The organism is Lederbergia lenta NBRC 16444, from assembly GCF_001591545.1.
GTDB lineage: Bacteria > Bacillota > Bacilli > Bacillales > Bacillaceae_C > Lederbergia > Lederbergia lenta.
The window spans coordinates 184,052-208,941 of record NZ_BCVC01000002.1; the positions used below are offsets into that span (position 1 = coordinate 184,052).

Below are 24,890 nucleotides of genomic sequence, written 5' to 3' on the forward strand. Positions count from 1 at the left end.
AAAATTGGGAAGGCGGTAGGAGTTATTGCAACAAGCAAATTAACTTCCATCGCCTTTTATTATTTAAGTGAAAGGATTGATCAATATGGAAAATAAATTTTATCCATTTCCGACAGATTTTTGGTGGGGGTCTGCTTCATCTGCAACACAAATGGAGGGAGCATCAACACAAGGTGGAAAAGGCGAGAATATTTGGGATTACTGGTTTCAAGAAGAACCTAATCGTTTTTTTAATGGTGTAGGACCAGGGAATACCTCTAATTTTTACGAGCAATACAAAGAAGATATATCCTTAATGAAAGAGCTCGGTCATAATAGCTTTCGACTTTCCATTTCTTGGTCAAGGTTAATCCCGACTGGTGATGGTGAGGTTAATGAGGAAGCGGTTACCTTTTATAAAAATGTACTTAATGAAATGATAAGCCAAGATGTTGAACCATTTGTAAATCTTTATCACTTCGATATGCCGATGGCGATGCAAAGAATAGGAGGATGGGAAAGTCGAGAGGTAGTCCAGGCTTACGTACGATATGCTTCTATTTGCTTTGAGTTATTCGGTGATTTAGCGAGTAAGTGGTTTACACATAATGAACCAGTTGTTCCTGTTGAACAACAATACTTATACGGTAACCATTATCCAGCTGAATGTGATTTTAAGAAAGCGGTACAAGCAGGTTTTCATTCCGTTTTAGCTGGAGCAAAAGCTGTAAAAGTATTTAAGGAAAAAGGATATAAAGGTGAAATCGGCGTTATTTTAAATTTAACACCATCCTATCCGCGCAGTAACCATCCTGAAGATCTGAAAGCGGGAAATATGGCTGATTTATTCTTTAACCGCTCTTTCCTTGATCCATTTGTTAAAGGAGAGTTTCCTTCAGAATTGGTTGATGTGTTGAAGACAGAAGGTTTTATGCCTGAAATCCAAGAAGGTGATCTTGATATCATCGCAAATAATACAGTTGACCTATTGGGGGTAAATTATTATCAACCAAGACGTGTAAAGGCGAAGGAAAATATGCCAAATCCAAATGCACCATTTTTGCCAGAACGTTATTTTGATCATTATGAAATGCCTGGAAGAAAAATGAATCCATATCGTGGCTGGGAAATATACGAAAAAGGTATTTATGATATTTTAGTTAATGTGAAGGAAAATTACGGAAACATCCCTTGTTTCATTTCCGAAAATGGCATGGGTGTGGAAAACGAAGATAGATTCCTTAATAGCGAGGGACAGGTCCAAGATGATTACCGTATTGAGTTTTATAAAAACCACTTGAAATGGATGCATAAAGCAATAGAGGAAGGTGCCAACTTAAAAGGGTATCATGTGTGGACATTTATTGATAATTGGTCATGGCTAAACGCATACAAAAACCGATATGGTTTAATTTCTCTTGATCTGGATAATGGGTTCAAACGGACAATTAAAAAGAGTGGAGAATGGTATAAAGAGTTGTCCATACAGAATGGTTTTTATGATGGAGAATCAGTGAAATGAAGCTTTACTCTGTAATGGATATTGGTGGGACATATGTTAAATCCGCCGTAATGAATGAAAGAGGAGAAGTCGTATCAGAGGAAAGAATTCCGACTCCTGAACAAGGAGAAGGAGAGATTTTTAAACTGATTCGCAGTATCGTTCATAGGGATATCAACGTGTATCCAGCTATTTCTGGGCTTGCTCTGAGTGTCCCAGCAGCAGTGAATGTGGATAATGGTTATGTTTCTTATGCAGGTTCAGTAACAGATTTAATCGGTAGTCAGATAAAAGAAGAACTTGCGGACTTAAAGATACCAATTGAAGTAGAAAACGATGCAAATTGTGCTGCATTGGCGGAAAAGTGGAAAGGTAATGCCAAAGATGCGGAATCATTTCTTTGTGTAACGGTTGGGACAGGAATAGGTGGTGCCATTTACTTAAATAATGGCATTTTGCATGGGCAAGAAGGAATGGCTGGGGAATTTGGATTGATGCTTTTAAACCATTCAGGAGAAATGGATGATTTATTCGCGAAGTGGTCATTTAGTCGTGTTGCTTCAACATGGAACATGATTGACCATTTGAACAAAGAGTTCAATATAAGCCGAACAGGTGAAGAATGGTTTCAACTCTATGATAATGGCGATAAAGAAGTGGCTATTATCGTAGAAAGATTCTATTATCGGATGTCGCTTGGAATTATTAATTTAATGCATATATTTGCTCCGGAAAAAATAATGGTCGGCGGCGGTCTTAGCGAGCGAGGAGATTTAATTGATTTTATTCGCCAACAAGTTGCCAAGGTCCCTACGCCAATCGCCCGAAAAATAAAAATTGAGGCATGCAGGCAAGGTAATCAAGCAGGATTGATCGGTGCCTTGTATCACTTTTTACAAAAGCACTAGGATGATGTTAGCTCTGGATCCTCTAATAATTCTGCGCAGTTCATTCGTCGATGCTAAGCGGTTATATAGCGATGTCATACTTCCATAAACATGATAAACTAAAGATATAATATATTATAGTGGGGTAGGGGTGTTTTTTATGTTAGGAGCAATTGAAGCAGGTGGAACAAAATTCGTGTGTGCAGTTGGTACAGTAGAAGGAGAATTAATTGAACGAATTCAAGTGGATACGGAGATGCCAGAACAAACAATGCCGAAAGTGATTGCTTTCTTTCAAAAGCATCCAATTGAAGCGCTGGGTATTGGATCATTCGGTCCAATTGATATAGAAAAAGCGAGTAATACATATGGGAATATTACATCCACACCTAAGCCAGGTTGGGGAAATTATCCTTTTGTTGAAACAATGAAAGAGGCCTTAGATGTACCGATTGAATTTAATACAGATGTTAATGCCGCTGCTTTAGGAGAGTTAATGCATGGTGCAGCCAAAGGACTAGATAGTTGTTTATATATCACTGTTGGAACAGGAATCGGTGCTGGTGCTGTCGTTCAAGGTAATTTATTGCAGGGGCTTTCCCACCCAGAAATGGGACATGTACTCGTACGTAGACATCCAGAAGATACGTATAAAGGACGCTGTCCATATCATGGTGATTGTGTAGAAGGTATGGCTGCTGGGCCTGCGATTGAGGAACGTTGGGGTAAAAAAGGTTTACAACTTGCTGATCGTCATGAAGTATGGGAATTGGAAGCTTATTACTTAGCACAAGCGCTCATGCAGTATATTTTAATCGTATCGCCGAAAAAAATCATCATGGGCGGTGGCGTCATGAAACAGGCGCAAATTTTCTCACTCGTTCACAAACAATTACAGGAATTGCTAAATGGATATGTGGCAATGCCGCAAATTTCTGAGCGAATCAACGAATATATTGTACCACCAGCACTTGGTGATGATGCTGGAATTACGGGTGCGCTTATGTTAGCAAAGCAAGCACTTGAATCAAAAGCATAAAAACGGGTGTCAGGTACTGCCAGATGTTAAAATTAGCTCATTTTATATTCTTTCACATAGTAGGGCTGATTTCTATTTTAGGTACAATCTAGTCGCAGTTCCATAACCGAATAAATTAGAAGGTACTGTCCAAAGTGAACTAATATACATTTTTGGACAGTACCTTTTCTTACACATCGGTTTCTAAATATACATTTTCTCCACTTTCAATAATTCCTTGTCCATTTGTCAAATCAGTCATCCAGTCGCTAAAGTTTTCTACCTGTGCTTCTTCTACATAGGTTTCAATGTCGACTAGATCAGAGTAATGAATTTCTTTTAGTTGATAAACAGAAGAACGAAGCTCATTTTCCAATTTACCAAGCCAGGAATAATCTACTTTGACATGCATTATAACCATTAATTTACGCTCCACAATACCAACAGTGTTAAGTGCTTCTGATACTGACTTGCCATAGGCACGGATCAATCCTCCTGCTCCAAGCTTGATGCCGCCAAAATATCTAGTCACTACTGTAACTGTATCTTTCAGATCGCGTTTTTTTAGTACTTCAAGCATAGGGACACCTGCGGTTCCACTTGGTTCCCCGTCATCATTGGCTTTTTGAATTTGGTTTTGTTCGCCAATTAAATAAGCGGAGCAATTATGGGTTGCATCCCAGTGCTTTTTTTTGATTTCCTGAATGAATTCCTGGGCAGCCGTTTCTGTTTCCACTCGGCCCACATAAGTAATAAATCGTGATTTTTGAATAATGATTTCATGTTCGCCCTTTTCCTTTACAGTAAAATAGTGCGGAAGCATCAAATCTAACTCCTCTCTCATTGAAAATTTAGCAACGTCTACAGCTTTCGCTTGATCTTCACTTAAATGATTTTGTATCATTACTCCTTCGTATAGGTCTACTAACTCTACATCATAATTTAAAGAATTTAACTTACCATTCCAGTCCAGACGTTCAAACAGTTCGATCATGTAAAATTGCCAAATGGTATCGACTTATGTATTTACATTTCGGACGAGTGGATCGAAATCATCTGTAATATAGTCCTTTGTTTTTACTTGATCAACAATAACAACCGATAACTGTTGTATGATTGGTTATGATAAAACTACAGCTAGAGTAGCAAACAAAAAATCCTCCGTTCAAAAGAAGGGGGTTTTTGTGGTAAAATTAACTACATACTAGGTATTTTTATGGAGTACAAACTAAACAGCCTTTAAATGAAACTAAATGACATATCTATTATTACTATAAGGTTTCAATAATATCTCGATTTGGATACTAGGCTTTTTTATTTACAAATCTCGATATATAATAAACATATATGCTAACGATAGCCGCCAGATCGCATGCATTTTTATCAGTAATAAACAAACAATATGCAAAGCAATACGAAAGTTCAATGTTTATCAACACTCATTACTATACATGATATAATAAGTAATTAGAATCAATAATGCGTTGATAATGTTAAACCTATTTTAGAGAATTTTATAAGATTAAGGCTTTAGATTCATTTTTATGGGTATAAAGTGAGTAGGCTATTAAAATACGGTGGTTTTATAAGGGAAAAGGATGGTTTTTATCGAAAATATTATTTAGTTTTTACATTTTCATGTAAAACAGAAATAGCCAAATAAGGGGTTACCCTGGAGGGAAAGATGGCATTAAGAAAATTAGATGTAAAAGCATTAGATTATATTGTTGATCAAATGATTACAACGGTCGATCGCAGTAAAGATGAAATCTTTCGAATCGGAGAACAATGCCGTAATGACCATGATGCAATAGTTGCAGAATTAAAAGATATGAAAGAACAAGTTAAACAAGTTATTGAAGAAAGTGATGCTTTAGAAGTGAAGACGCGACTCGCGCGGCTACGTCTATCCGAGGTAAGTAAACATTTTCGTGACTTTTCCGAGGAACAAGTTCGAGAAGTATATGAAACAGCACATGAATTACATACTAGATTGCTAGTCAACCGCCAAACTGAAAAGCAATTGAGGTTACGACGCGATGATTTGGAAAGGCAGTTACTCGTTCTGCAAGAAACAATTGAACGGGCGGGAACACTTGTCTCCCAAGTAACCATTGTTTCTAATTATCTTGTTAGTGATATTAAAGAAATAGGCGAAGTGCTTGAGGATGCGAAAATGAAACAGGACTTCGGACTGCGGATCATTGAAGCGCAAGAAGAAGAGAGACGGCGTTTATCGCGTGAAATACATGATGGACCTGCACAGCTTTTAGCAAATGTGCTAATACGCTCGGACTTAGCTGAAAGAGTACATAAGGAACAAGGACCAGAGCAATCACTCATTGAGATAAGAAGTCTAAAGGAAATGATCCGAACCGCTCTATACGAAGTTCGTAGAATTATTTATGACTTGCGACCAATGGCACTGGATGATCTGGGATTGATTCCCACACTCCAAAAATACCTAGCTACGATCGAAGAATACAATAAGAAGACAGTTATTCGGTTTATACATCTCGGTAAAGACACGAGATTAGCATCAAAATATGAAGTGGCGCTTTTTCGACTTATTCAAGAATCTGTACAGAACGCACTTAAACATGCCGAGGCAGATGAAATAAAAGTAACGATTGAGATACGAGAAGATAATGTACATGTTATCATAAAAGATGATGGTATTGGATTTAATATTGAAGATAGAAAAAGCAACTCATTCGGAATAATGGGTATGAAAGAACGCGTTGTTATTTTAGAAGGTGAAATAAATATTGACTCAAGTCCAGGTTTTGGTACTTCTGTAGTGATCAAAATACCATTACTTGATTAAGAATATAATATTATAAAATGGTTGGTAGAGATTTAAGGGGGAATAGTTAGTGACGACGAAGATAGTAATAATTGATGATCATCAGCTTTTTCGGGAAGGAGTGAAGCGAATACTTGAATTTGAACACTCATTTACCGTGGTAGCAGAGGGTGATGACGGGAGTGATGCTGTCCGCCTTGTGGAGGAGCATTCTCCAGATGTTGTTTTATTGGATATAAATATGAAACAGACAAATGGTATTGAAGCCACACGTCAGTTGATTGAAGCTTTTCCAACAACAAAAGTGATGATTTTATCTATTCATGACGATGAAGCATATGTAACGCATGCACTGAAAACAGGTGCATCCGGATATATGCTAAAAGAAATGGATTCAAGTGAATTGATCGAAGCAGTCAAGAGGGTTGCAGAAGGTGGTTCTTATATCCATCCAAAAGTCACGGATAAATTAGTGAACGAATATCGCCGTCTAGCCAATCAATCTAATAAAGGAAGAGGCTATCAACAGCCAGAAGTTCACGTTCCACTCCATTTACTAACAAGCAGAGAATGTGAAGTATTACAATTGCTTGCAGATGGAAAAAGTAATAGAGGAATTGGCGATGCCCTTTTTATTAGTGAAAAAACAGTTAAAAACCATGTCAGCAATATTTTACAAAAAATGAATGTCAACGACCGTACACAGGCAGTAATTACTGCTATTAAAAACGGATGGGTTGAAGTTCGATAAGAATAAATAAACGTCCTAAGCTAAAATGCTTAGGGCGTTTTTATGCTTGCTAGAAAAAGTAGAAAAAAGTGAGGACGGCTAGTAAACGTTTCACCAAGGCTTGTAAGCTTCACCTGACGGCTTGAGAATGACTTGCGACGGCCAGTAAAAAGCCAGTGACGGCTCGTAAAAGATATGTAACGGCCAGTAAGCTCAGGAAGGTGCTTTTGCTCAGCTTCCCAAATACACATATACTGGAAAATGGTGACAATAAAGTGGCTTTTTCTCGCTCAAGTTTGACCGTTAGTTAAATGAATTTAGTGCATATATTAAAAAAAGTAGTACAAACCAACATTCTTGGTTGTACTACTTTCTCTTATATGAATGACTTATCAGCTTGTGTGATCTTGTTCCAATAGTGATGCTGCTTCCTCATCAATGATTACGATTGCGTTATCACTATTTCTAAGTGCTGTAGCAGGACAGTCTGTTGTGATTTCACCTTCTAGTAAAGCTTTTACTGCTTCTGCTTTAGATTTTCCAGATACAAGAAGTATTACTTTTTCTGCTTCTAATATTTCAGTAAATCCTAGCGTTAACATTTCTGTTGGAGCTTCTTCTCTTGATATGCCATAGCCGCTCATCGTACTTTGAATAGTAGATTCATCATGCTGAGCTAAGAACATAGTTGAGTCAAAAGGGGTTCCTGGTTCATTAGCACCGATATGACCATTCGTACCTAATCCTAATACTTGTACATCTCTAGGATATTGATTAAGAATCTCTTTATATCTAGCAATTTCTTTATCTGTGTCCTGAGTTTCTCCGTCGATTAGAAAAATATTTTTAGGCTCTGTATTGACTAAGTTATATAGATTTTCATACATAAATGTTCTTACTGTATAAACAGCATCTTTAGGGCCCATATATTCATCTAAGTTCATAATTGTCGTATTACTAATATCTAATCCATTATTAATATCTTCTACTAATAATTTAAACAATCCTCTAGGTGACCCACCCGTAGTCATAGATATGACTGGTTGCTCTTTCGTTTCTATCACTTTTTTCATTAATTCATAACCCTTTTTTGACATTTCATTATAATCTTTTACAAATATAGTTTTCATTTGGTGTTTCATTAAAGCGAAATTGCTTTAATGAACTTCCCTCCTTTTAAGATGTTAATATATCAATGGTTTCATCACTAAGACGAACCACTAATTAAAATGCTATTTTTTTACTTCCTTTTTTAAGGACCGTGCTGCTTGTTCTACTTTAGGACCATATACGACTTGAATATTCTTCGTATCAATTTTAACAAGTCCCATGGATCCGGTTGCTTTTAGTAATGATTCATTGACCAATGAAGTATCATTTAGTATTAATCTTAATCTTGAAATGCAATTATCAATTTCTACAACATTTTCTTTTCCACCTAGAGCTTTAAGAATAGTAGCTCCAAGTTGGTCTCCATCTGATGCTACTTCGATTTCTTCCTCGCTTAATTCAGAGTCTGTGTTTCTCCCAGGTGTTTTAACGTTAAATTTCAGAATCACAAATTTGAATACATAGTAGTAAATAACTGCATAAGCTATACCCACTAACACGACTAAGTACCATCTCGTATAAGTTCCTTGTAAAATCCCAAAGATGGTTAAATCAATCATTCCTCCCCCAGCATTCCCAACTGCAACATTCATCAAAGTCATTAGGAAAAATGACAACCCTGCCATAAACGCATGGAATATCCAAAGAACTGGTGAGATAAAAATAAACGCAAATTCTATCGGTTCAGTAATACCGGTTACAAACGCAGTTAAAGCAGATGCAAGAAGCATTCCTTTAATCTTTGGCCGATTTTTTAAATAAGCAGTTTTATACATTGCGAAACATGCAGCAGGTAAGCCGAATAACATGAAAGCATGGGATCCCTGTGTCAAAAAGCGAGTTGATTGTCTTAATGTATCAATATCTGGTTGTGGTGATGCAAGTACTGAATTAAAAATAGTTAATGCTCCTGATACTGTTTGTCCGTCAACAACTGCAGTGCCGCCAATTGGTGTAAAACGAATCAACTGATTTAATACATGATGTAGACCTGTTGGTATAAGCAAACGCTCGGAAAAACCATACATAAAAGTACCAAATGCTCCTGATTTACTAATCAAGGTTCCCAGCCCGTTGATGGCACTATTGAAATAAGGCCATATAAAGAAAGTTGCAATAGAGATGAACGGAATCGTAACAATGATGACAATTGGTACAAAACGATTACCACTAAAAAAACTAAAAGCTGTAGGAAGTTGTTTCGTGTGATACCTGTTGTGAATAAAAGCAGTCCATAGACCTACAAGTATTCCTCCAAAAACTCCCATGCGATACGTAAATACACCTAACATTGTTTCATAAGCATTTGAAATCTCAAACGCTTGAATTTGAGTTAGCCCCTGTTTCAGCAAATATTCCACTGAAGTGGTTTCGAGAGTAATATCTTTTAATTGTAATAAATAACCGATCACTACATGGAAAATGATAAAGGCGATTACTACAGCAAAACCTGCTATCTCTTTATCCTCTTTTGCCATTCCAGTTGCTACGGATATAGCAAATAAAATAGGGAGCAAACCAAACATCATAGAAACAATCGCCCGAACGCCGCCTATGAAATTCTGAATAATAACAGCGTTAGAAACAGTTTCGCCAACAAGAGCCGGATTCTGTAAGATGGATACTATACCTAAAAGCAATCCAGAGGCTACAATGATTGATAATGGCCCCATTAGTGTTTTACCGAACTTTTGGATACTCGTTCTCATAATTCCTCACCTACTAATTTATAAATTAGAAAATCAAGTTGAATTCAAAGATACTTAAGCAATATATAATTCTAAAATATTCCCCCTCGTTATTTTTGTATGTTCTCCGGAAACATACTCCTAATAACATAAAATTATCTCTAGAGACGTGCTATTAGAAAATTGATGAATATTTAAGCAAACCCTTTCATCTGACTTTCTGAACCCATGTTATCACTTAAAAAAAATGCAAACAATATATTCTTATAACTAAAACTCTTTAATCCAATTTTGAATATTACTCCACATTGTGAAAAAAAAATCAGGCGAACGTACCATCCTATTATTAACATGGGCCTTTGTAAAGTAGATTGTTGTTTCGGTGAGGACATACTAATATTTAATATTATTTTTTGCCATTGGAGCAATCACAAGAGGATGAAGCACAAAACTTGTACCACACATTGAAATATAATGAGAATCAGAGAATCACAGGAAAATAAAAATTGGTATTTCATCCACGACAAAAGGCTCTATTCCATGAAGAATTAACAAGACTGGAGCCTGCATCATTAAGGATATTTGAACAAGGTGCGATGACTTTATTCGGCATTATATCCAAAGAGGATAATGGCGCTAAAATAGAAACAAAAATAAAGAGAACATAAAAAAGCAAATTTACGTTCTGAATCACGGAAACTTGCTTTTTTCTTCCTGCATGTGTTCCCTGACAAAGAGGGGATTGACTGTGGATCCATAGCCCAGCAGAAGCACTAGTCCAAAATGGACGAAATTTCGTTTTAATTGCGTGGTAAATTAAGATAAGGCACAAAATCAATTTATAAAGATATGGTGGAGAGTCGGAGCAAGAAAACTAATGATTTTCTTAAACTAAGAGTTCTTTTAGACATAAGAATTCGCCCCCTTAAAGCAGATAGATTAAAGTGATTAGCTATCTACTTTTAGAGGGTATAATGAGTGGTGTACAAAAGTTAAATCTGATTTTATTTGTTATAAAGTAATTATTATTCTAAACCTGCTTCAGTAAAAACTTTTGTAAATGCTTTTCTTGAACGACCAGCGAGCACTTCATTTGTTTCCGTAGGTTCTTCAATGGATAAAATTTCTTGAGAAACTACGCCAGTATAGTTAATTTCTTTTAAGCAGCGAAGAAATCCATTTAAATCAATCACTCCTTCACCTGGATATAAACGATCATTATCAAGCACTTCTTCTACCGGTCCGTCTTTTGCATCATTAAGGTGAACATAAGCAATCTGATGTGGCTTTAATGAAATAATGTCTTCAAGTGTTCCCTCACTCGTATACCAATGAATGCTATCTAGTACGATTCCAACATTGTCTTCACCAATAATATCTAACCATTCAATTGTAGATTTGATATTCCAGATAAATATATTTTCCCATTTATTTCGCAAATGATGTGGTCCAACAAATTCCAATGCTAGGTTGATATCATACTCTTTCAATAACCGGGCAGATGTTCGAATACGTTTCGTAAGGATCATTAAATGCTCAACGACATTATTGTCAGTTGAAGGCATGAAGTATGTGAAGAAAGTATGGCAACCAAATTGAGCGGCTGTTTTTGCATCAGCTAACAAAAGTTCTAGGCCATCTCTAAATTCTTCATCGGTTTGTCTCCACTCCACTGGAAAAGCCATAGATCCAATGATAACTCTCTTCTTTTTCAAAAAGGCTTTCGCTTCGGACAAGCCTTTTTCTGCAACAAAGTTTCTTAAAGCGGATCCACTGGTATCGATAGCTCCAAATCCATTTTCAGAAGCTAAATTAATTAACTCTTCCACATTTTCCACATTTGCAAGTCCAGCTTCACTTAAACCTTTAATCATATGTATATTCCTCCAAATAACAATATGGTGTAATCGTCTTCTGAAAGTGGTTTCAAAAAACGTTTTCAGTAAAAAGTTTATCAGATTGATAGAAACTGTCAAATGTAAAATGGATATTTAAACGAAAATTGTGTTTTTAAGTAATAGTAATGTATATAAGAGTGAGAATAAGTAATCTTTCAATAATTCATACAATATATTGACAAGATTATTTTTATATACTAATCTGTAAATGAGTTATTTCTGAAAGCGCTTTTGGAAAATTGCGAAACGTATCAGTTGAGATTCAATTTATTGCTTAATTATGATTATGGTATTGGTAAGCGCTTTAAATAGTCAGTTTGGATATATCTAGTTTATTTTATGAAAGTGAGTCAATAAACATAAGGGGAGATAAACAATGTGAGAAATACGTAAAATGAGGGTAGCAATCATTGGATGTGGAGGGAACGCCAATCAAAAACATTTACCTTCATTGGCAAAAGTAGACGATGTAGAGATTGTTGGTTTTTGCGATGTTTTGATTGAGAGGGGTAAAAAGGCTGCAAAAGAGCAGCTCAGGCGATTCGGCGAAGAGGGCTCCCGACTTGGGGAGTCTTCAGGGACAAAGAAAAACATGGTGGCGGCCCGGTGATTGATATTGGTACTCATACAATGGACCTTGGAATCCAGATGAATACAAGGTTGAAGATTCAGCGTTTGGTTATATAAAAATGGAAAACGGAGCTACGATTACGTTAGAAGCGTCGTGGACATTAAACTTGCTCGATGAAAAAAAAGAAGCACAAGTTACTCTCTGTGGATTAGAAGCTTAGAAGCTGGAGCAGAGATGTCTGGAAATCCGTACAAAAACGAAGGCTATGTAACTTTTAACAGTACAAAATATGGACAAAGAATTGAATCGACACAACTCAACCCCCAGGTATTTCTTACTTTGAATGGCGAGAAATGGATATGGGTTACCAAGAAGCGAAACAGTGGATCGAAGCTATTCTCAATGACAGTGCGAGCAACTGGTGAAGCTTGAAGAAGATTATGTTGTAACACAAATTTGAAATCTATCTATCAATCTGCTGAAACGGGAAAGGCAGTAGAACTGAAATAAAAGTATTTTGATGAGAGAAAGATGAAAACTATCTAGCAGAAACAAGTCTATATTGGGTGAGAGTGGAGTTACCAAAATAAATAAACAACGGAGACTAAGAGATGAATCTAACAACGATAAAGACAGATAAGGCAACCTTATCAAACAGGCCAACTTTACAAGATAAGTTAACTTTAAGAGAGAAAATTAGCTATGGATATGGAGATTTAGCTTCGAACTTTGTTTGGGGAATGGCCACGAGTTATTTACTTTTCTTTTATACCGATGTTTTCGGTATTTCCGCAGCAGCGGTTGGAACATTATTTCTACTCACGCGGATTTGGGATGCCATCAACGACCCTCTTATGGGAGTCTTAATTGACCGAACAAATAGCAAGCATGGGAAAGCGCGTCCTTATCTATTGTGGATGGCAGTTCCATTTGGAATATTAAGTGTATTAACCTTTATTACACCCAATTTTACGGATACAGGGAAGTTAGTCTATGCCTATATTACGTACACTTTACTAGGGATGATTTACACTGCTATTAATTTACCGTATGGTACTTTAATGACAATGATGACGAGAGATTCGGGTGAAAAAGCACAATTAGGTAGTTTTCGTTCAATTGGTAGATCCATAGGTGGTATTATTGTAGCTGCTTTAACTTTGCCATTGGCTAGTTACCTTGGAAAAGGAAGTCTACAAGTTGGATTTCCATTTGTGATGACAATTTATTCAATTATTGGGATTGTCCTGTTTTTATTAGTCTTTAAAAATTGTAAAGAAAAGATTACTCAATCGATTAAAAAGGAGAAAATGCCAAATCTAAAAAAATCTATTAGGCAAATGTTTAGAAATCAACCATGGGTGGTTTCCGCAGTCAACGTACTATTGTGGTTTGTTCGTTTGGGGGTAATGAACGCAATCCTTATTTATTATGTGAACTATGTGCTCGACAAACCACATATGGTACCGGTCTATTTAACTCTGCTAAATGTCGCTAACCTAGTAGGAGCAGTTATTGCACCATACTTAATTAAGAGATTAGGAAATAGAAATTCAAGTATCGGTATGTATTCAATCGTAGTAGTATTATTAGTCTTACTATTTTTCGTTGAAGGTCAATCTACCATTCTTTTTGCTTTATTATTCTTCTTTATTAACGTACTCATTGGATTCGGTGAGCCAGCGAACTTAACTATGTTAGGGGATAGTATTGATTATCAAGAGTGGAAATATGGCGAGCGTACTGAAGGATTGCTTTACTCAGCATACAGTTTTGCAACAAAATTTGGGGTTGCTATTGGATCCGCATTCGTAGCATATGCCTTAGGATGGGTAGGTTATAATCCAGATGCTATATCAGACAATGCGATTAGTATGATTAGAATATTAATGATATTGGCACCGATTATACTCACCGTATTGGAAATTTTCGTTTTAATGTTCTACAAACTAGATAAAACGCATGGGCAAATTACAAAAGAAATAGCCGAGCGCAATCTATGACGAAGAAAAAATGTAAACGGTTGATCATATAGCGAAAAGAAAGGATAAAAGTTGGAATTCAATTGGAACTAAGTAATATTTATGTAGACTCCCTAAACGTCGATTTCAACCGATCTTTAGAGAGTCTTTTTATATATAAAGATAGTATTCTAAAAGATTTCAATTCCTATTATCAGATTTGACAATTTATCTAATGACATCCATTTTCTAATAAAATTACCATTTATAATTATTAAAATACTTAGGTAAAAATAACTGATCATTCTATTCTTATGTATCGCATATTTTTTGCGAAAATGAAATTTTATTCAAAATAAGATTAAAAAATCTTAATACATGACATGTGTTGTTCCTCTATTTTTCTAGTGCTACGATTATTCCAGATATCTACTATGTGTTTGAAAGGAATGAAAAATATGAAGGTTAATCTGGATAGAATAATTAAAGATATTGAGACATTAGCTACCTTTACTGCAACTCCAGGCAATGGAGTTACAAGGTCATCATATTCTCACGAAGATAAAGTAGCAAAAGAATATTTGAAAACTGAGATGGAGAAAATTGGTTTAAAAGTATGGGAAGATGGATTCTCCACTTTATTTGGACGTAGAGAAGGAAAAAATCCTGACGCACCTGTAATTATGATTGGTTCACATTATGATTCCGTCGTAAATGGTGGAGCTTTTGATGGGGTTGCCGGCACTGTCGCAGCCTTGGAAATTATGCGTGTTTTACATGAAAATAACATTAAAAATGAATATCCGATAGAAATCATAGCAATGAACGCGGAAGAAGGAGAAACATTTGGACCAGGTACTGGGGTCTCCAATTCTAGGGCAATGGTCGGAACTTTAACAGAGAAAGAATTAGATACAGTTAGAAATAGACATGGATTAACGAAAAGAGAAGCGATGAAAGAATACGGTCTGATTCCTGATTTAGAAGCTGCTAAAAGGGAAAAAGGTTCGATTAAAAACTTCATCGAGCTTCATATAGAGCAAGCACCGATTCTAGATAATAATAATATTGATATCGGTTTAGTTGAGTATCTCCCTGGAATAGGCAGATATAAGATTAAGTTTCATGGCAAATTAGCAGATTCTACCGCACCAATGGATACTAGACAAGATGCAATGATAGCTGCGTCAAAATTTGTTTTAGCAGTTAATCAACTTGTCAAATCATTAGGACCTGGAATTGCAGGAATGGTAGGAGAAATGGAAATATCACCTAATTCCCACCAATTTGTTCCGGAATATGTTCAAGCTAAAGTGGAAATAAGAACCTTTGATGTAGAAACGCTCAAAGATGTTAATTTACGCGATTTACTAATGGCAGAAATAAAGTCTATTCAAGAAGAGACGAATGTGGAAATAGAATTAATAGAAATGGCTCGAATCGGCTATAGCAATCCAACTCCTCCTAGTGTGATGGTAAAAGAAAATGTTGATAAAATGGAGGATATTTGTAAGGACTTAGGTTATAAGTATACGATTATCAATAACGGAACCGGACATGATGCAATGATTATGACTGATTTCGCTCCTACTAATTTTATATATGTACCAAGTAAAAATGGCATTTCACATCATCCGGATGAATGGACAGATTATGAAGATATAAAAAAAGGAATAGATGTGATGTTACATTTAGTAATGGATCTATGTAAAGAATAGATGTTGAACCATCCATGGCGGGAATATATTAAGTTCTCATATTCCTGTCCATTGACCAATCATTTAATAGTTATTGTTCAAACTTAGGAAATGGTAGGTCTTTCAAAGGAAGAAAATCCATTTGGCTATTTTGATAGAAAAACATTATACGGGAGGGAAATTGATGTTTAACTTTTTAAAAAAGAATAATAAACTGGAAATAAAAGCTCCAATTATTGGAACAGGACGTCCTCTTTCTGATGTACCTGATGAAGTATTTGCTTCAAAAATGATGGGAGATGGAATAGCTTTTGAACCATCGGAAGGTATTTTATATGCACCAATGGACGGGGAGATTGTTCAGGTATTTCCAACTTTGCATGCTGTGGGAATCAAATCAAATAATGGTTTGGAAATATTGCTGCATATAGGAATAGACACGGTAAACTTATCTGGCGAGGGTTTTGAGAGTTTTGTAAACGCTGGCGACAAGGTTACTGCTGGCCAGAAGTTAATCTCATTTGATATAAATCTCATCAAGGAAAAGGCTAAATCTGTGATTACACCTCTTATCATCACGAATATGGACGAAGTGGCGAACATAGAGCATCACTATGGTGCTACAACGGAAGACTCGGTCGTTTTAACAATAACTTTAAATTAAGTAAAAATATAATAAAAAACGGAGAGTTATCAATAGGATGATAACCTCCGCCGATGTTATTCAATCTTCTCTCACATAGTTGATAAATCCTTCATACAATAGACTTAATACTAGATTTAATGTAACAAAAGAAGAATTGTTTAATTGGCTAACTTTATTTAGATTTGAGACCTGATAATAAAGGTTATAATTTGCTAAATAAGCTAATTCATTTCTTGAAAAAACAGTTACTGAAACCATTGGTACTTGCCTTACTGCAATATTTTTTATCATCGAATCAATGGATTTCATATTTCCGGATAAAGAGGCAACCAATAATAAATCATTTGGAGTAATGGTTTGAGAGATTAATTCAAGTTCGGTTTTGCTAGGTATAATATTTAAATAAATATTATGATTTAATAAGCATCTTGAAAATTCCTTAAGCATTAAATTTTGCCCATAACCGGTTCCGTAAGCAAAAATGCGATTTGACTCTAAAAATAATTGATAAATTTTTTCTAAGCTTTTATCTTGTTCAAACAGTTTAATCGTTTCTTTCACATCTTTTAGTATAACTGAACTATTGAAGTATTGATTATTAGGCACTTTTGTTTCTTTTATTCGATCGGCCTCTTCTTTTAAAAAGTAACGAAATTCACTGTAGCCATCAAAGCTCAGTTTTTTTGTCGTTCTAATAATAGTAGAAGGGGAGACATTACAATACTTTGCTATTTCTGTGACGGTTTTATCTTTACATAATTCGATATTTTGACTAATGTAACTGATTACATGTAAGTCGTTACTGTTTAATTGATCATAATATTTATTAATCAACGCTTCTAAATTCATTTTCAGGTGACCCCCTAATTGTTCCGTATTCATTCTAAAATGTATCGAAGGTCCATAAATAACCTAGTCTTAATAGAGTAGCTCTTTCTACATATTATAGCATACTCGATATGGTTTCTATACCGAGATAATTATAGCGAAATTAATCTTTACACCACGGGAGAGTGAATTACCGTTGATTTCCGATTCAGTGAGGCGCTTTCCGGGGGGGCGGTGTGCGGTGAGCTTCCTGCGGGATCTCACCTGACACGCTGATCCCCTCGGAGTCGCCACCTTACGCATTAATTAACTTGATTCTCTTTTTCTCCTAGTAATTAATTGTTCCATTTGTTTGTGATTCACATTCTTATTGACATATACCAATAATTAAAATAAGAGGTCGAAAAGTATATGCTTTTCGCCTCTTATTTTTTATCCGTATAACTGAATATAAAGATTATGTGAATTATTAACAAGATATTAACAATTGTCGGCCATTATTTTCCTGAAAGCACGATCGAGCAACACGCTTAAATCTTTTCTATATTGGAGAAACTTTACAATCTCCACAATGGAAATTGGCTTTATCTTAATATAGCTCCTCTATGATTAATCTATGAGCAGGAGAAACACCTTGTTCTTTATTAAACACTTGATGGGAGGAAACGCGATGGATCAGCTAAGAATCGCCTCAACATTATGTTGGGCCTATAAGATAGAGGATGTTCTGCAAATTGCAAGCCGGTTTCAAATAGGTGGTGTTGAAGTGTGGGCGGATCATTTTTGGTTTTACGATTCGGATCCTAAACAGGTGAATCAAATTCGTGAAGAGTCTGGACAAAAATTAACGATGCATGCTTCAAGTTGGGACTTAAATATTTGCGCCCTTAATCAAGGAGTTAGAGAACAATCGATCGGTGAAATCAAAAAGTCAATATTATTAGCTGAACAAATAGGGGCTGATAATATTACACTTCATCCTGGGAAAAAGACGCTTGTTTCCTTGAGCCAATCCATGCATATGGAATTATTATTTGAAGGATTGCATGATATTGTCTCCTTCGCCAAGGGTAAAGGGAAGACGCTGTCTTTAGAGCTAATGGAACCAATTCCTAAAGAATTTATTGTTTCACCTAATATTATTAATCGAGTAACTGGAGTATTTCAACCCGATCTACAAACGACCTTTGATGTCGCCCATATTTCGCTTACAGAGGATGTGTACGAACAATGGTTACAAACATTATATGTGAATAAAATCCATATTAGTGATGTGAGCAAACATCAACTTCACATTCCACTTGGTGACGGTATTTTACCAACTAATACACTGTTGAGATTTTTACAAATGCAAGATGTTCCAATTGTAATCGAAGGGTTTGATCCTAGCGTTGGATTAGCCTGGCTACGAAGAAACATGCAATTTTTCGAAACCATTGCTTCGAAAAAAAGAGAGGTGTTTTTTTGAACATATTAATTACGAATGATGATGGAATTTTTGCACCAGGCGTGGAAGCATTAACAGAAACACTACAACATTTTGCTGATGTGTATGTATGTTGTCCCGACCAAGAGCGAAGTGCAATTGGACATTCGATTACGCTAAGAAATCCCCTGAAAGCAAAGCCGGTGGATATCTTTCCTAAAGCGAAAGCAGCATGGTGTATAAACGGTACACCTTCAGATTGTGTGAAAGTGGCAATGGAAGTCCTCATGCCCGAGCCGCCTGATATCGTGTTTTCAGGTATTAATCTAGGGCCTAATGTCGGTCGAGATATATTTTATTCAGGGACGATGGCTGGAGCAGTTGAGGCTTCGTTGTACCAAATCCCATCCGTGTCTGTTTCACTTCATGCGTTCAACGAAAAGGACGTAAATTATTATAGAACAAAACAAATTTTATATGAAGTGGTTGAAACTATATTGCAAAATAGTATTCCAAAAGGCGTGATCTTGAATATTAATCTCCCAAATGTATCGAAGGATACATGCAAAGGTATTGTCATCCTTCCTTTAGATATGAGTATTTCTCGATATCAATATGTTGGTTTAAATGACCCGCATGGACATGTTTATTTTTGGCTAAAAGATGAATGGGAGCAATTATATAATTTCGATGATCAAAGTGATTTTAAATATGTGAAAGACGCTTATGTGACGATATCACCGATAGAATATCAATTTGAAAATAAAAGAAAGTCAGATAGAATCAGTCGCTGGTTTCGTGATCACCCATTAAACATAAAAACTCGTATAAAGGAAGGGGTATAACATGAGAAAACACTTTCTATTTTCAATGACATGTATCATCGTATTGCTTTTAGCAGCATGCGGAGAAAGCAACACAGAGCCAAGTAATAAAACAAAAGCAGCAGGTCAACCAGATATTTCAGGAGAATTACAGTTTTATACTTCACAGCCTGATGAAGATGCACAAAAGCTAGTAAGCGAGTTTAATAAGCTATATCCAGATGTAAAAGTATCTACCTATCGTTCAGGGACAGAAGAAGTCGTTTCAAAACTTATGGCTGAAAAAGAAGCTGGAGATATTCAAGCTGATGTATTACTTGTAGCAGATGCGATTACGTTTGAGAGCTTGAAAAAGGACAATTTATTATTAAGTTACCAATCTCCTGAAGCGGAAAATATTCCTGAAACACTGGTCGATCCGGAAGGTACATATAGCGGTACAAAAGTAATGGCCACAGCGCTTGTCATTAACACAAATAATGTAACCTCCGCACCAAAAGATTGGGAAGATCTATTAGAAATAGAAGCAAAAGATAAAAGCTTGATGGCAAGCCCCTTTTATTCAGGTGCAGCCGCGTACAATTTAGGGATTTTTACAAGAGACAGTGCTCTTGGTTGGGACTTTTATGAAAGCTTAAAGGATAACGGCATGACGATTACCAAAGGCAATGGAGCCGTGCTAAAAGAAGTTGCTTCAGGAGAAAAGTCATACGGCGTGGTAGTGGACTTTATCGTAGCTAAAGCAAAAAAAGAAGGCTCACCAGTAGAGCTGATTTATCCAAGCAGCGGGGTACCAGTTGTGACCGAACCAATCGGCATTATGAAAAATACACAAAACGAGGCTGCAGCGAAAGCGTTTATTGACTTCGTACTATCTGAAGACGGACAAAAAGTAGCGGCGGAACTAGGATATACGCCTGCAAGGGATGGCATTCCTGCTCCAGAGGGATTGAAAACTATCACTGAAATGACTGTTTTAGAAGCAGATATGAAAGACTTATTGGCTGAAAAAGAAGAAGACAAAACAAAATTTGGAGAGATTTTCGGACAACATTAAGCATGTAGGAGAATGATGAATGATTCCTAAACAAATATCTGTGGAGGAGATAACGGAGGTTCGTCGTCCCTTATCTTCTTCCTTCCTAAATAAACGCATTATATCCTTGTTTGGTTTCCTATTGCTCATACTTTTATTCCTTACACCTGTATTTCGATTAGTCTTCATTAGCTTCAGGCAAGAAGACACTTTCACACTTGCCCATTATGCCCATGTTCTTTACGACAAAACTACTTGGCTAACTGTTAAAAATACGCTCATTATTGTTACCGGTTCAACCATATTATCTTTATTTCTTGGTGTTGCTTTTGCTTGGGCAATGGCATACGTAAATATTAAAAACAAAAAGTGGATTCAGCTATTCATTTTTTTTCCATTCATTATCCCATCTTATATAACGACGCTAGCTTGGGTGCAATTATTTAGTAAAAATGGATTTGTCCATGCTGGATTGCAGCTCCTATCCAGTCATTTCACTGCTCCTAATTTGTATAGCATTGGTGGTATTATTTTCGTACTTGGTATATCCCATTATCCACTTGTTTATTTACTCACTGTAAATGTATTTAGAAAAATACCGCGTGAACTAGAGCAAGCAGCGAAAGTTAGCGGAGCGAGTAGATGGCATATATTATTCAAACTAGTTATCCCACTTGCAATACCAGGTATTACTGCTGGTGGTTTCTTAGCCTTTTTATCGAATCTTGATAATTTCGGTATTCCTGCATTTTTGGGAATACCAGCAAATATTCGAGTCCTTAGCACGTATATTTATGAGCAAATTGTAAGTTTTGGACCCTCCGCATTTTCACGTGCAGCTGTTTTATCCATCGTATTAGCGATCATCGCAGCAGCTGGCATGATAGCGCAATGGTTAATGATGCGAAAAGGAAAAATCACAGAAACAGCTACTACAGATATGGAGGCGCGTATACTATTATCTACAGCAAAAAGGAGGATATGCGAAACCTTTATTTGGTGCTTTCTGCTTTTCACTAGTATCATTCCATTTATTTCAATGGCGGCATCCTCGTTCATAAAGGCATACGGGTTATCGTTTCGTTGGGAAAATCTATCTCTTAAGAACTACCAGTATGTACTTTTTTCCGATCAGCGGACTTTTTCAGCGATCAACACTAGTATAAAGCTTGCGTTAATTACAGCAATTGTTTGTTTATTTGTCGGGACAGCAATTGCCTATATTCGTCACAAGAGTCAAAGCAATATAACGAAGTTAATGGAAGGTATCGTGACAGTGCCTTATGCATTACCAGGTACTATTTTTGCATTAAGTATGATATTAACTTGGATGCAGCCTATTCCAGGATGGAATCCAGGTATATATGGGAGTATTTGGATTCTTGTTATTGCCTATTTAACACGCTTTTTAATATTGCAAGTTCGTTCTAGCTTTACTGCTTTTTCACAAATTGATCCTTCTATTGAAGAGGCTGCACGAACATCAGGAGCAAGTGGAATAGCCAAATGGCGAAAAATCCTTTTTCCCCTCTTGTTTCCAGGATTGATAAGTGGTGCTTTATTAGTTTTTTTAACGGCTTTAACCGAATTAACCGTATCAAGTTTATTATGGTCAAGTGGACAAGAAACCATTGGTGTCGTGATCTTTAATTTTGAGCAATCTGGTTATACGACTTATTCTTCAGCGTTGTCGAGTATGATCGTGATGGCAATCTTCATTGGCGGTATTTTATTTATTCAATTAGAGAAAACATGGGCAAGGAGTGTGCTGAAAAAACGATGATTACTTTAGATGGCATTTCTAAAACATATGGAAATTATCAAGCGCTGCAGTCGATCGATCTTTCTATTAATAACGGTGAATTCATCGCTATCCTTGGTCCTTCAGGATGTGGCAAAACGACCTTGTTAAAATTACTCGCTGGATTTATGTCACCGACATCGGGACGAATGATAATGAATGAACAACTCATCGCGACAGACAAAAAAGTTACTCCACCTGAAAAACGGAATATCGGCATGGTTTTTCAATCCTTCGCACTTTGGCCGCATATGAATGTGCAAGAACATGTCCGCTTTCCTTTAAAACATCACAGATATGTAAATAAAGGATTAAGTAAAAATCATGATAAAAGAATCACTGATATTTTACATTTGGTAGGTTTGGAAAAGTTCGCAAAACGCTATCCAGAAGAGCTATCTGGTGGTCAAAAACAACGGGTGGCGCTAGCCCGCGCGCTAGCGCCTGAACCAAGTTTATTATTAATGGATGAGCCACTCAGTGCACTCGATGCAGAGCTTCGCATGGACATGCGCAAGGAGATTCAACATATTCATCGAGAAACAAAGGCAACCATAATGTATGTTACCCATGACCAAAGCGAGGCACTTGGGATGGCAGACAGAATTGTTGTCATGAATAATGGAAGAATTGAGCAAATCGGAAGTCCGGAAACGATCTATTTGAGACCGGAAACAGAATTCGTGGCAACGTTCGTTGGGAAAAACAATTTAATAAAAGGAAAGTGGATGAATCAATATTTTATTCCCGATCACTCACCGGCGGAAAAATGGAGCAATTTGGACATATCACCTCAATTGAAAAAGAAAAATATTTGTCCAATTCGCCCGGAACAATGGCGTTTATCTTCTCATGGGCAAGGTATGTCTGGCAAAATCACTACCGTTCAATATCAAGGAAAGGAAATCCATTATACGATTCAAGTCGGAGAAGAACGGATTACCGCCCATGATAATATTACATCTGGACGATATTCTCATGGAGACACTGTAAAACTATCTATTAGAAATCCAGAATCACAAACTGAGATGCAGTATAGACATAGCGTTTAATATACATAACTAGCAGCTAAAGTGTTTTTGCTGCTAGTTATTTTTGTGTCTGTTCGTTTTCGCATGAAGTTCTATTTAATATCAGCTAGTAAAAAGCTACAATTGTTATAATAAGTGACTACGCCAGTAAATGTTCCTTCACGGCCAATAATTGTCCCTCGACAGCTAGTACTTCGCGCTCGACCGCTAGTAAACATCAAGTGACGGCCAGTAAATAATCTGTCATGGCCAGTAATTTCGGAAAAAGTGTTTTTTATTTGATATGCTAAATTGTGATGTATTTTGTCATTCGTCCTAAATAGGTTATGATGAAGTTCAAGTGTAGCGTTCATTCACTAGTAAAACCCAGTTTACTAGTACAAAGTGGACTATCATGTGATTGACCTTGTTGATATGTGTAGAAAGGATCTATATCACGCTCCTCCAAAGCACCTAGCAAATAATGCATATATTCGACAAACTTCGCATGGTGCTAACATTAGTCACCCCTTTTCAAACCTTTGTATATTAGATAGAATGGTAAGGTCGAACAATATTAAATAATGAACTAAGGATGATTACGAATGAAGATTGCAGTTGTGACTGATAGCACTTCATATATACCAAAACATATTAGAGAAGATTTACATATACATATGATCCCGTTATGCGTCGTTATTAACTCTGAAACATATCGAGAAGAAGTCGATATTTCAGCGGCGGACTTTTATGAAGAAGTAAGAAACGGTACGAAGCTTCCTACGACAACGCAACCGCCAATTGGTGAATTCGAAGCATTATACAGCAAGTTAGCGAAAGAGTATGACGCGATCATTAGTATCCATCTTTCAAGCGGTATTAGTGGAACGTTTCAAGGAGCTGTTGCTGCAGGGGATATGACGGAAAATGCTAAAGTGTTTGCTTATGACTCTGAAATTAGCTGCATGCCCCAAGGATTCTATGTTTTAGAAGCGGCAGTAATGGCGAAGGCAGGAAAAACACCAGAAGAAATCATTGCCCGTCTTGATGAGTTAAAAGCATCCATGCGCGCTTATTTTATGGTCGATGATTTAACCCATTTACAGCGGGGAGGACGTCTATCAAGTGCACAGGCGATCATTGGCAGCTTGCTAAATATTAAACCTCTACTCCATTTTGAAAATAAAGTGATCGTTCCATTTGAAAAGATTCGCACACGTAAAAAGGCGATGAAACGAGTTGCTGATTTGCTTGGTGAGGACGTAGAAAAGGGCCATCGCTTACAAGCAACGATTATTCACGCAAATCGTGTACAAGATGCAGCGGAATGGAAGGCAGAATTAGAGCAATTGTATCCAACAGTAGATTTTAATATTAGCTACTTCGGTCCAGTGATCGGCACCCACCTCGGTGAAGGTGCAATGGGCTTAGGATGGACGATTCGTTTATAAATTTTGGGACTGGCACATAGAA

Annotated in this window: 21 protein-coding genes and 1 pseudogene; 16 read left to right on the top strand and 6 right to left on the bottom strand. The window is 36.5% G+C overall.

Going from position 1 to position 24,890, the window contains the following annotated elements; translation table 11 throughout:
• The first annotated feature begins 85 nt into the window (after nt 1–85).
• From gmuD to BLE01S_RS10815, 3 genes are all read left to right on the top strand, one after another.
• Nucleotides 86–1,501: a glycoside hydrolase family 1 protein gene (gmuD, locus tag BLE01S_RS10805; RefSeq protein ID WP_066141460.1), complete on the top strand. Its 1,416-nt coding sequence runs from the start codon at nt 86–88 to the stop codon at nt 1,499–1,501.
• Nucleotides 1,498–2,388 (top strand): ROK family protein, encoded by an 891-nt coding sequence (locus BLE01S_RS10810; RefSeq protein ID WP_066141463.1) that lies wholly within the window; start codon nt 1,498–1,500, stop codon nt 2,386–2,388. Before gmuD ends, BLE01S_RS10810 begins: the two co-directional genes overlap by 4 nt.
• Before the next feature lie 139 nt (nt 2,389–2,527).
• Nucleotides 2,528–3,406 (top strand): ROK family protein, encoded by an 879-nt coding sequence (locus tag BLE01S_RS10815; RefSeq protein WP_066141466.1) that lies wholly within the window; start codon nt 2,528–2,530, stop codon nt 3,404–3,406.
• A 169-nt stretch (nt 3,407–3,575) separates the two neighbouring features.
• On the opposite strand, the gene BLE01S_RS10820 is transcribed toward BLE01S_RS10815, so the two are convergent.
• Nucleotides 3,576–4,208, bottom strand: a complete 633-nt coding sequence (locus tag BLE01S_RS10820) for a YigZ family protein (protein ID WP_066142234.1) — start codon at nt 4,206–4,208, stop codon at nt 3,576–3,578.
• An 861-nt stretch (nt 4,209–5,069) separates the two neighbouring features.
• On the opposite strand from BLE01S_RS10820, the gene BLE01S_RS10825 reads away from it, so the two are divergent.
• On the top strand, nt 5,070–6,212 hold the full coding sequence (locus BLE01S_RS10825; RefSeq protein ID WP_066141469.1) for a sensor histidine kinase: 1,143 nt from the start codon (nt 5,070–5,072) through the stop codon (nt 6,210–6,212).
• A 49-nt stretch (nt 6,213–6,261) separates the two neighbouring features.
• Entirely contained in the window at nt 6,262–6,942 is a 681-nt protein-coding gene (locus BLE01S_RS10830) for a response regulator (protein WP_066141472.1), read from the top strand.
• A gap of 371 nt (nt 6,943–7,313) precedes the next feature.
• Here the strand turns inward: BLE01S_RS10830 and BLE01S_RS10835 are convergent, their stop codons facing one another.
• Together BLE01S_RS10835 and BLE01S_RS10840 are read right to left on the bottom strand one after the other, a co-directional pair.
• A complete protein-coding gene (locus tag BLE01S_RS10835; protein ID WP_066142237.1) occupies nt 7,314–8,051 on the bottom strand; it encodes a glucosamine-6-phosphate deaminase in 738 nt (245 codons plus the stop codon).
• A gap of 102 nt (nt 8,052–8,153) precedes the next feature.
• Entirely contained in the window at nt 8,154–9,740 is a 1,587-nt protein-coding gene (locus tag BLE01S_RS10840) for a PTS transporter subunit EIIC (RefSeq protein ID WP_066141475.1), read from the bottom strand.
• A gap of 485 nt (nt 9,741–10,225) precedes the next feature.
• Between BLE01S_RS10840 and BLE01S_RS20815 the strand changes: the two genes are divergently transcribed.
• Nucleotides 10,226–10,387 (top strand): hypothetical protein, encoded by a 162-nt coding sequence (locus BLE01S_RS20815; RefSeq protein WP_157419496.1) that lies wholly within the window; start codon nt 10,226–10,228, stop codon nt 10,385–10,387.
• A gap of 357 nt (nt 10,388–10,744) precedes the next feature.
• On the opposite strand, the gene BLE01S_RS10845 is transcribed toward BLE01S_RS20815, so the two are convergent.
• Complete coding sequence (locus BLE01S_RS10845) at nt 10,745–11,593, bottom strand: sugar phosphate isomerase/epimerase family protein (protein WP_066141478.1); 849 nt, start codon at nt 11,591–11,593, stop codon at nt 10,745–10,747.
• 418 nt (nt 11,594–12,011) lie between these two features.
• Here BLE01S_RS10845 and BLE01S_RS21480 point away from each other — a divergent pair.
• The 4 genes and pseudogenes from BLE01S_RS21480 (at nt 12,012) to BLE01S_RS10870 (ending at nt 16,510) form a co-directional block, all read left to right on the top strand.
• A pseudogene (locus tag BLE01S_RS21480) lies at nt 12,012–12,698 on the top strand (Gfo/Idh/MocA family oxidoreductase).
• A gap of 101 nt (nt 12,699–12,799) precedes the next feature.
• Nucleotides 12,800–14,191, top strand: a complete 1,392-nt coding sequence (locus tag BLE01S_RS10860; RefSeq protein WP_082788695.1) for a glycoside-pentoside-hexuronide (GPH):cation symporter — start codon at nt 12,800–12,802, stop codon at nt 14,189–14,191.
• A 416-nt stretch (nt 14,192–14,607) separates the two neighbouring features.
• Entirely contained in the window at nt 14,608–15,867 is a 1,260-nt protein-coding gene (locus BLE01S_RS10865; RefSeq protein WP_066141486.1) for a Zn-dependent hydrolase, read from the top strand.
• A 163-nt stretch (nt 15,868–16,030) separates the two neighbouring features.
• Nucleotides 16,031–16,510 carry a PTS sugar transporter subunit IIA gene (locus BLE01S_RS10870; RefSeq protein WP_066141489.1) on the top strand — a complete coding sequence of 160 codons (480 nt, stop codon included), beginning with the start codon at nt 16,031–16,033 and terminating at the stop codon, nt 16,508–16,510.
• Between the two features lie 60 nt (nt 16,511–16,570).
• Here the strand turns inward: BLE01S_RS10870 and BLE01S_RS10875 are convergent, their stop codons facing one another.
• Nucleotides 16,571–17,341, bottom strand: coding sequence for a MurR/RpiR family transcriptional regulator (locus BLE01S_RS10875; RefSeq protein ID WP_066141493.1), 771 nt, complete (start codon nt 17,339–17,341; stop codon nt 16,571–16,573).
• Between the two features lie 649 nt (nt 17,342–17,990).
• Between BLE01S_RS10875 and BLE01S_RS10880 the strand changes: the two genes are divergently transcribed.
• From BLE01S_RS10880 to BLE01S_RS10900, 5 genes are read left to right on the top strand one after another with little or no spacing between them, the layout of a single operon-like run.
• Complete coding sequence (locus BLE01S_RS10880) at nt 17,991–18,788, top strand: sugar phosphate isomerase/epimerase family protein (protein WP_066141496.1); 798 nt, start codon at nt 17,991–17,993, stop codon at nt 18,786–18,788.
• Entirely contained in the window at nt 18,785–19,591 is an 807-nt protein-coding gene (gene surE, locus BLE01S_RS10885) for a 5'/3'-nucleotidase SurE (protein WP_066141499.1), read from the top strand. Before BLE01S_RS10880 ends, surE begins: the two co-directional genes overlap by 4 nt.
• Before the next feature lies 1 nt (nt 19,592).
• Nucleotides 19,593–20,627 (top strand): ABC transporter substrate-binding protein, encoded by a 1,035-nt coding sequence (locus BLE01S_RS10890; protein WP_066141502.1) that lies wholly within the window; start codon nt 19,593–19,595, stop codon nt 20,625–20,627.
• A gap of 19 nt (nt 20,628–20,646) precedes the next feature.
• Nucleotides 20,647–22,389 (top strand): ABC transporter permease, encoded by a 1,743-nt coding sequence (locus tag BLE01S_RS10895; protein ID WP_066141505.1) that lies wholly within the window; start codon nt 20,647–20,649, stop codon nt 22,387–22,389.
• The gene (locus BLE01S_RS10900; RefSeq protein ID WP_066141508.1) at nt 22,386–23,459 is read left to right on the top strand and encodes an ABC transporter ATP-binding protein; all 1,074 of its coding nucleotides are present in this window, start codon (nt 22,386–22,388) and stop codon (nt 23,457–23,459) included. The genes BLE01S_RS10895 and BLE01S_RS10900 overlap by 4 nt, the downstream gene beginning before the upstream one ends.
• 71 nt (nt 23,460–23,530) lie before the next feature.
• On the opposite strand, the gene BLE01S_RS20820 is transcribed toward BLE01S_RS10900, so the two are convergent.
• Nucleotides 23,531–23,791: a hypothetical protein gene (locus BLE01S_RS20820; protein ID WP_145981936.1), complete on the bottom strand. Its 261-nt coding sequence runs from the start codon at nt 23,789–23,791 to the stop codon at nt 23,531–23,533.
• A gap of 231 nt (nt 23,792–24,022) precedes the next feature.
• Between BLE01S_RS20820 and BLE01S_RS10905 the strand changes: the two genes are divergently transcribed.
• Nucleotides 24,023–24,868, top strand: coding sequence for a DegV family protein (locus BLE01S_RS10905; RefSeq protein ID WP_066141511.1), 846 nt, complete (start codon nt 24,023–24,025; stop codon nt 24,866–24,868).
• Nucleotides 24,869–24,890: the final 22 nt, after the last annotated feature.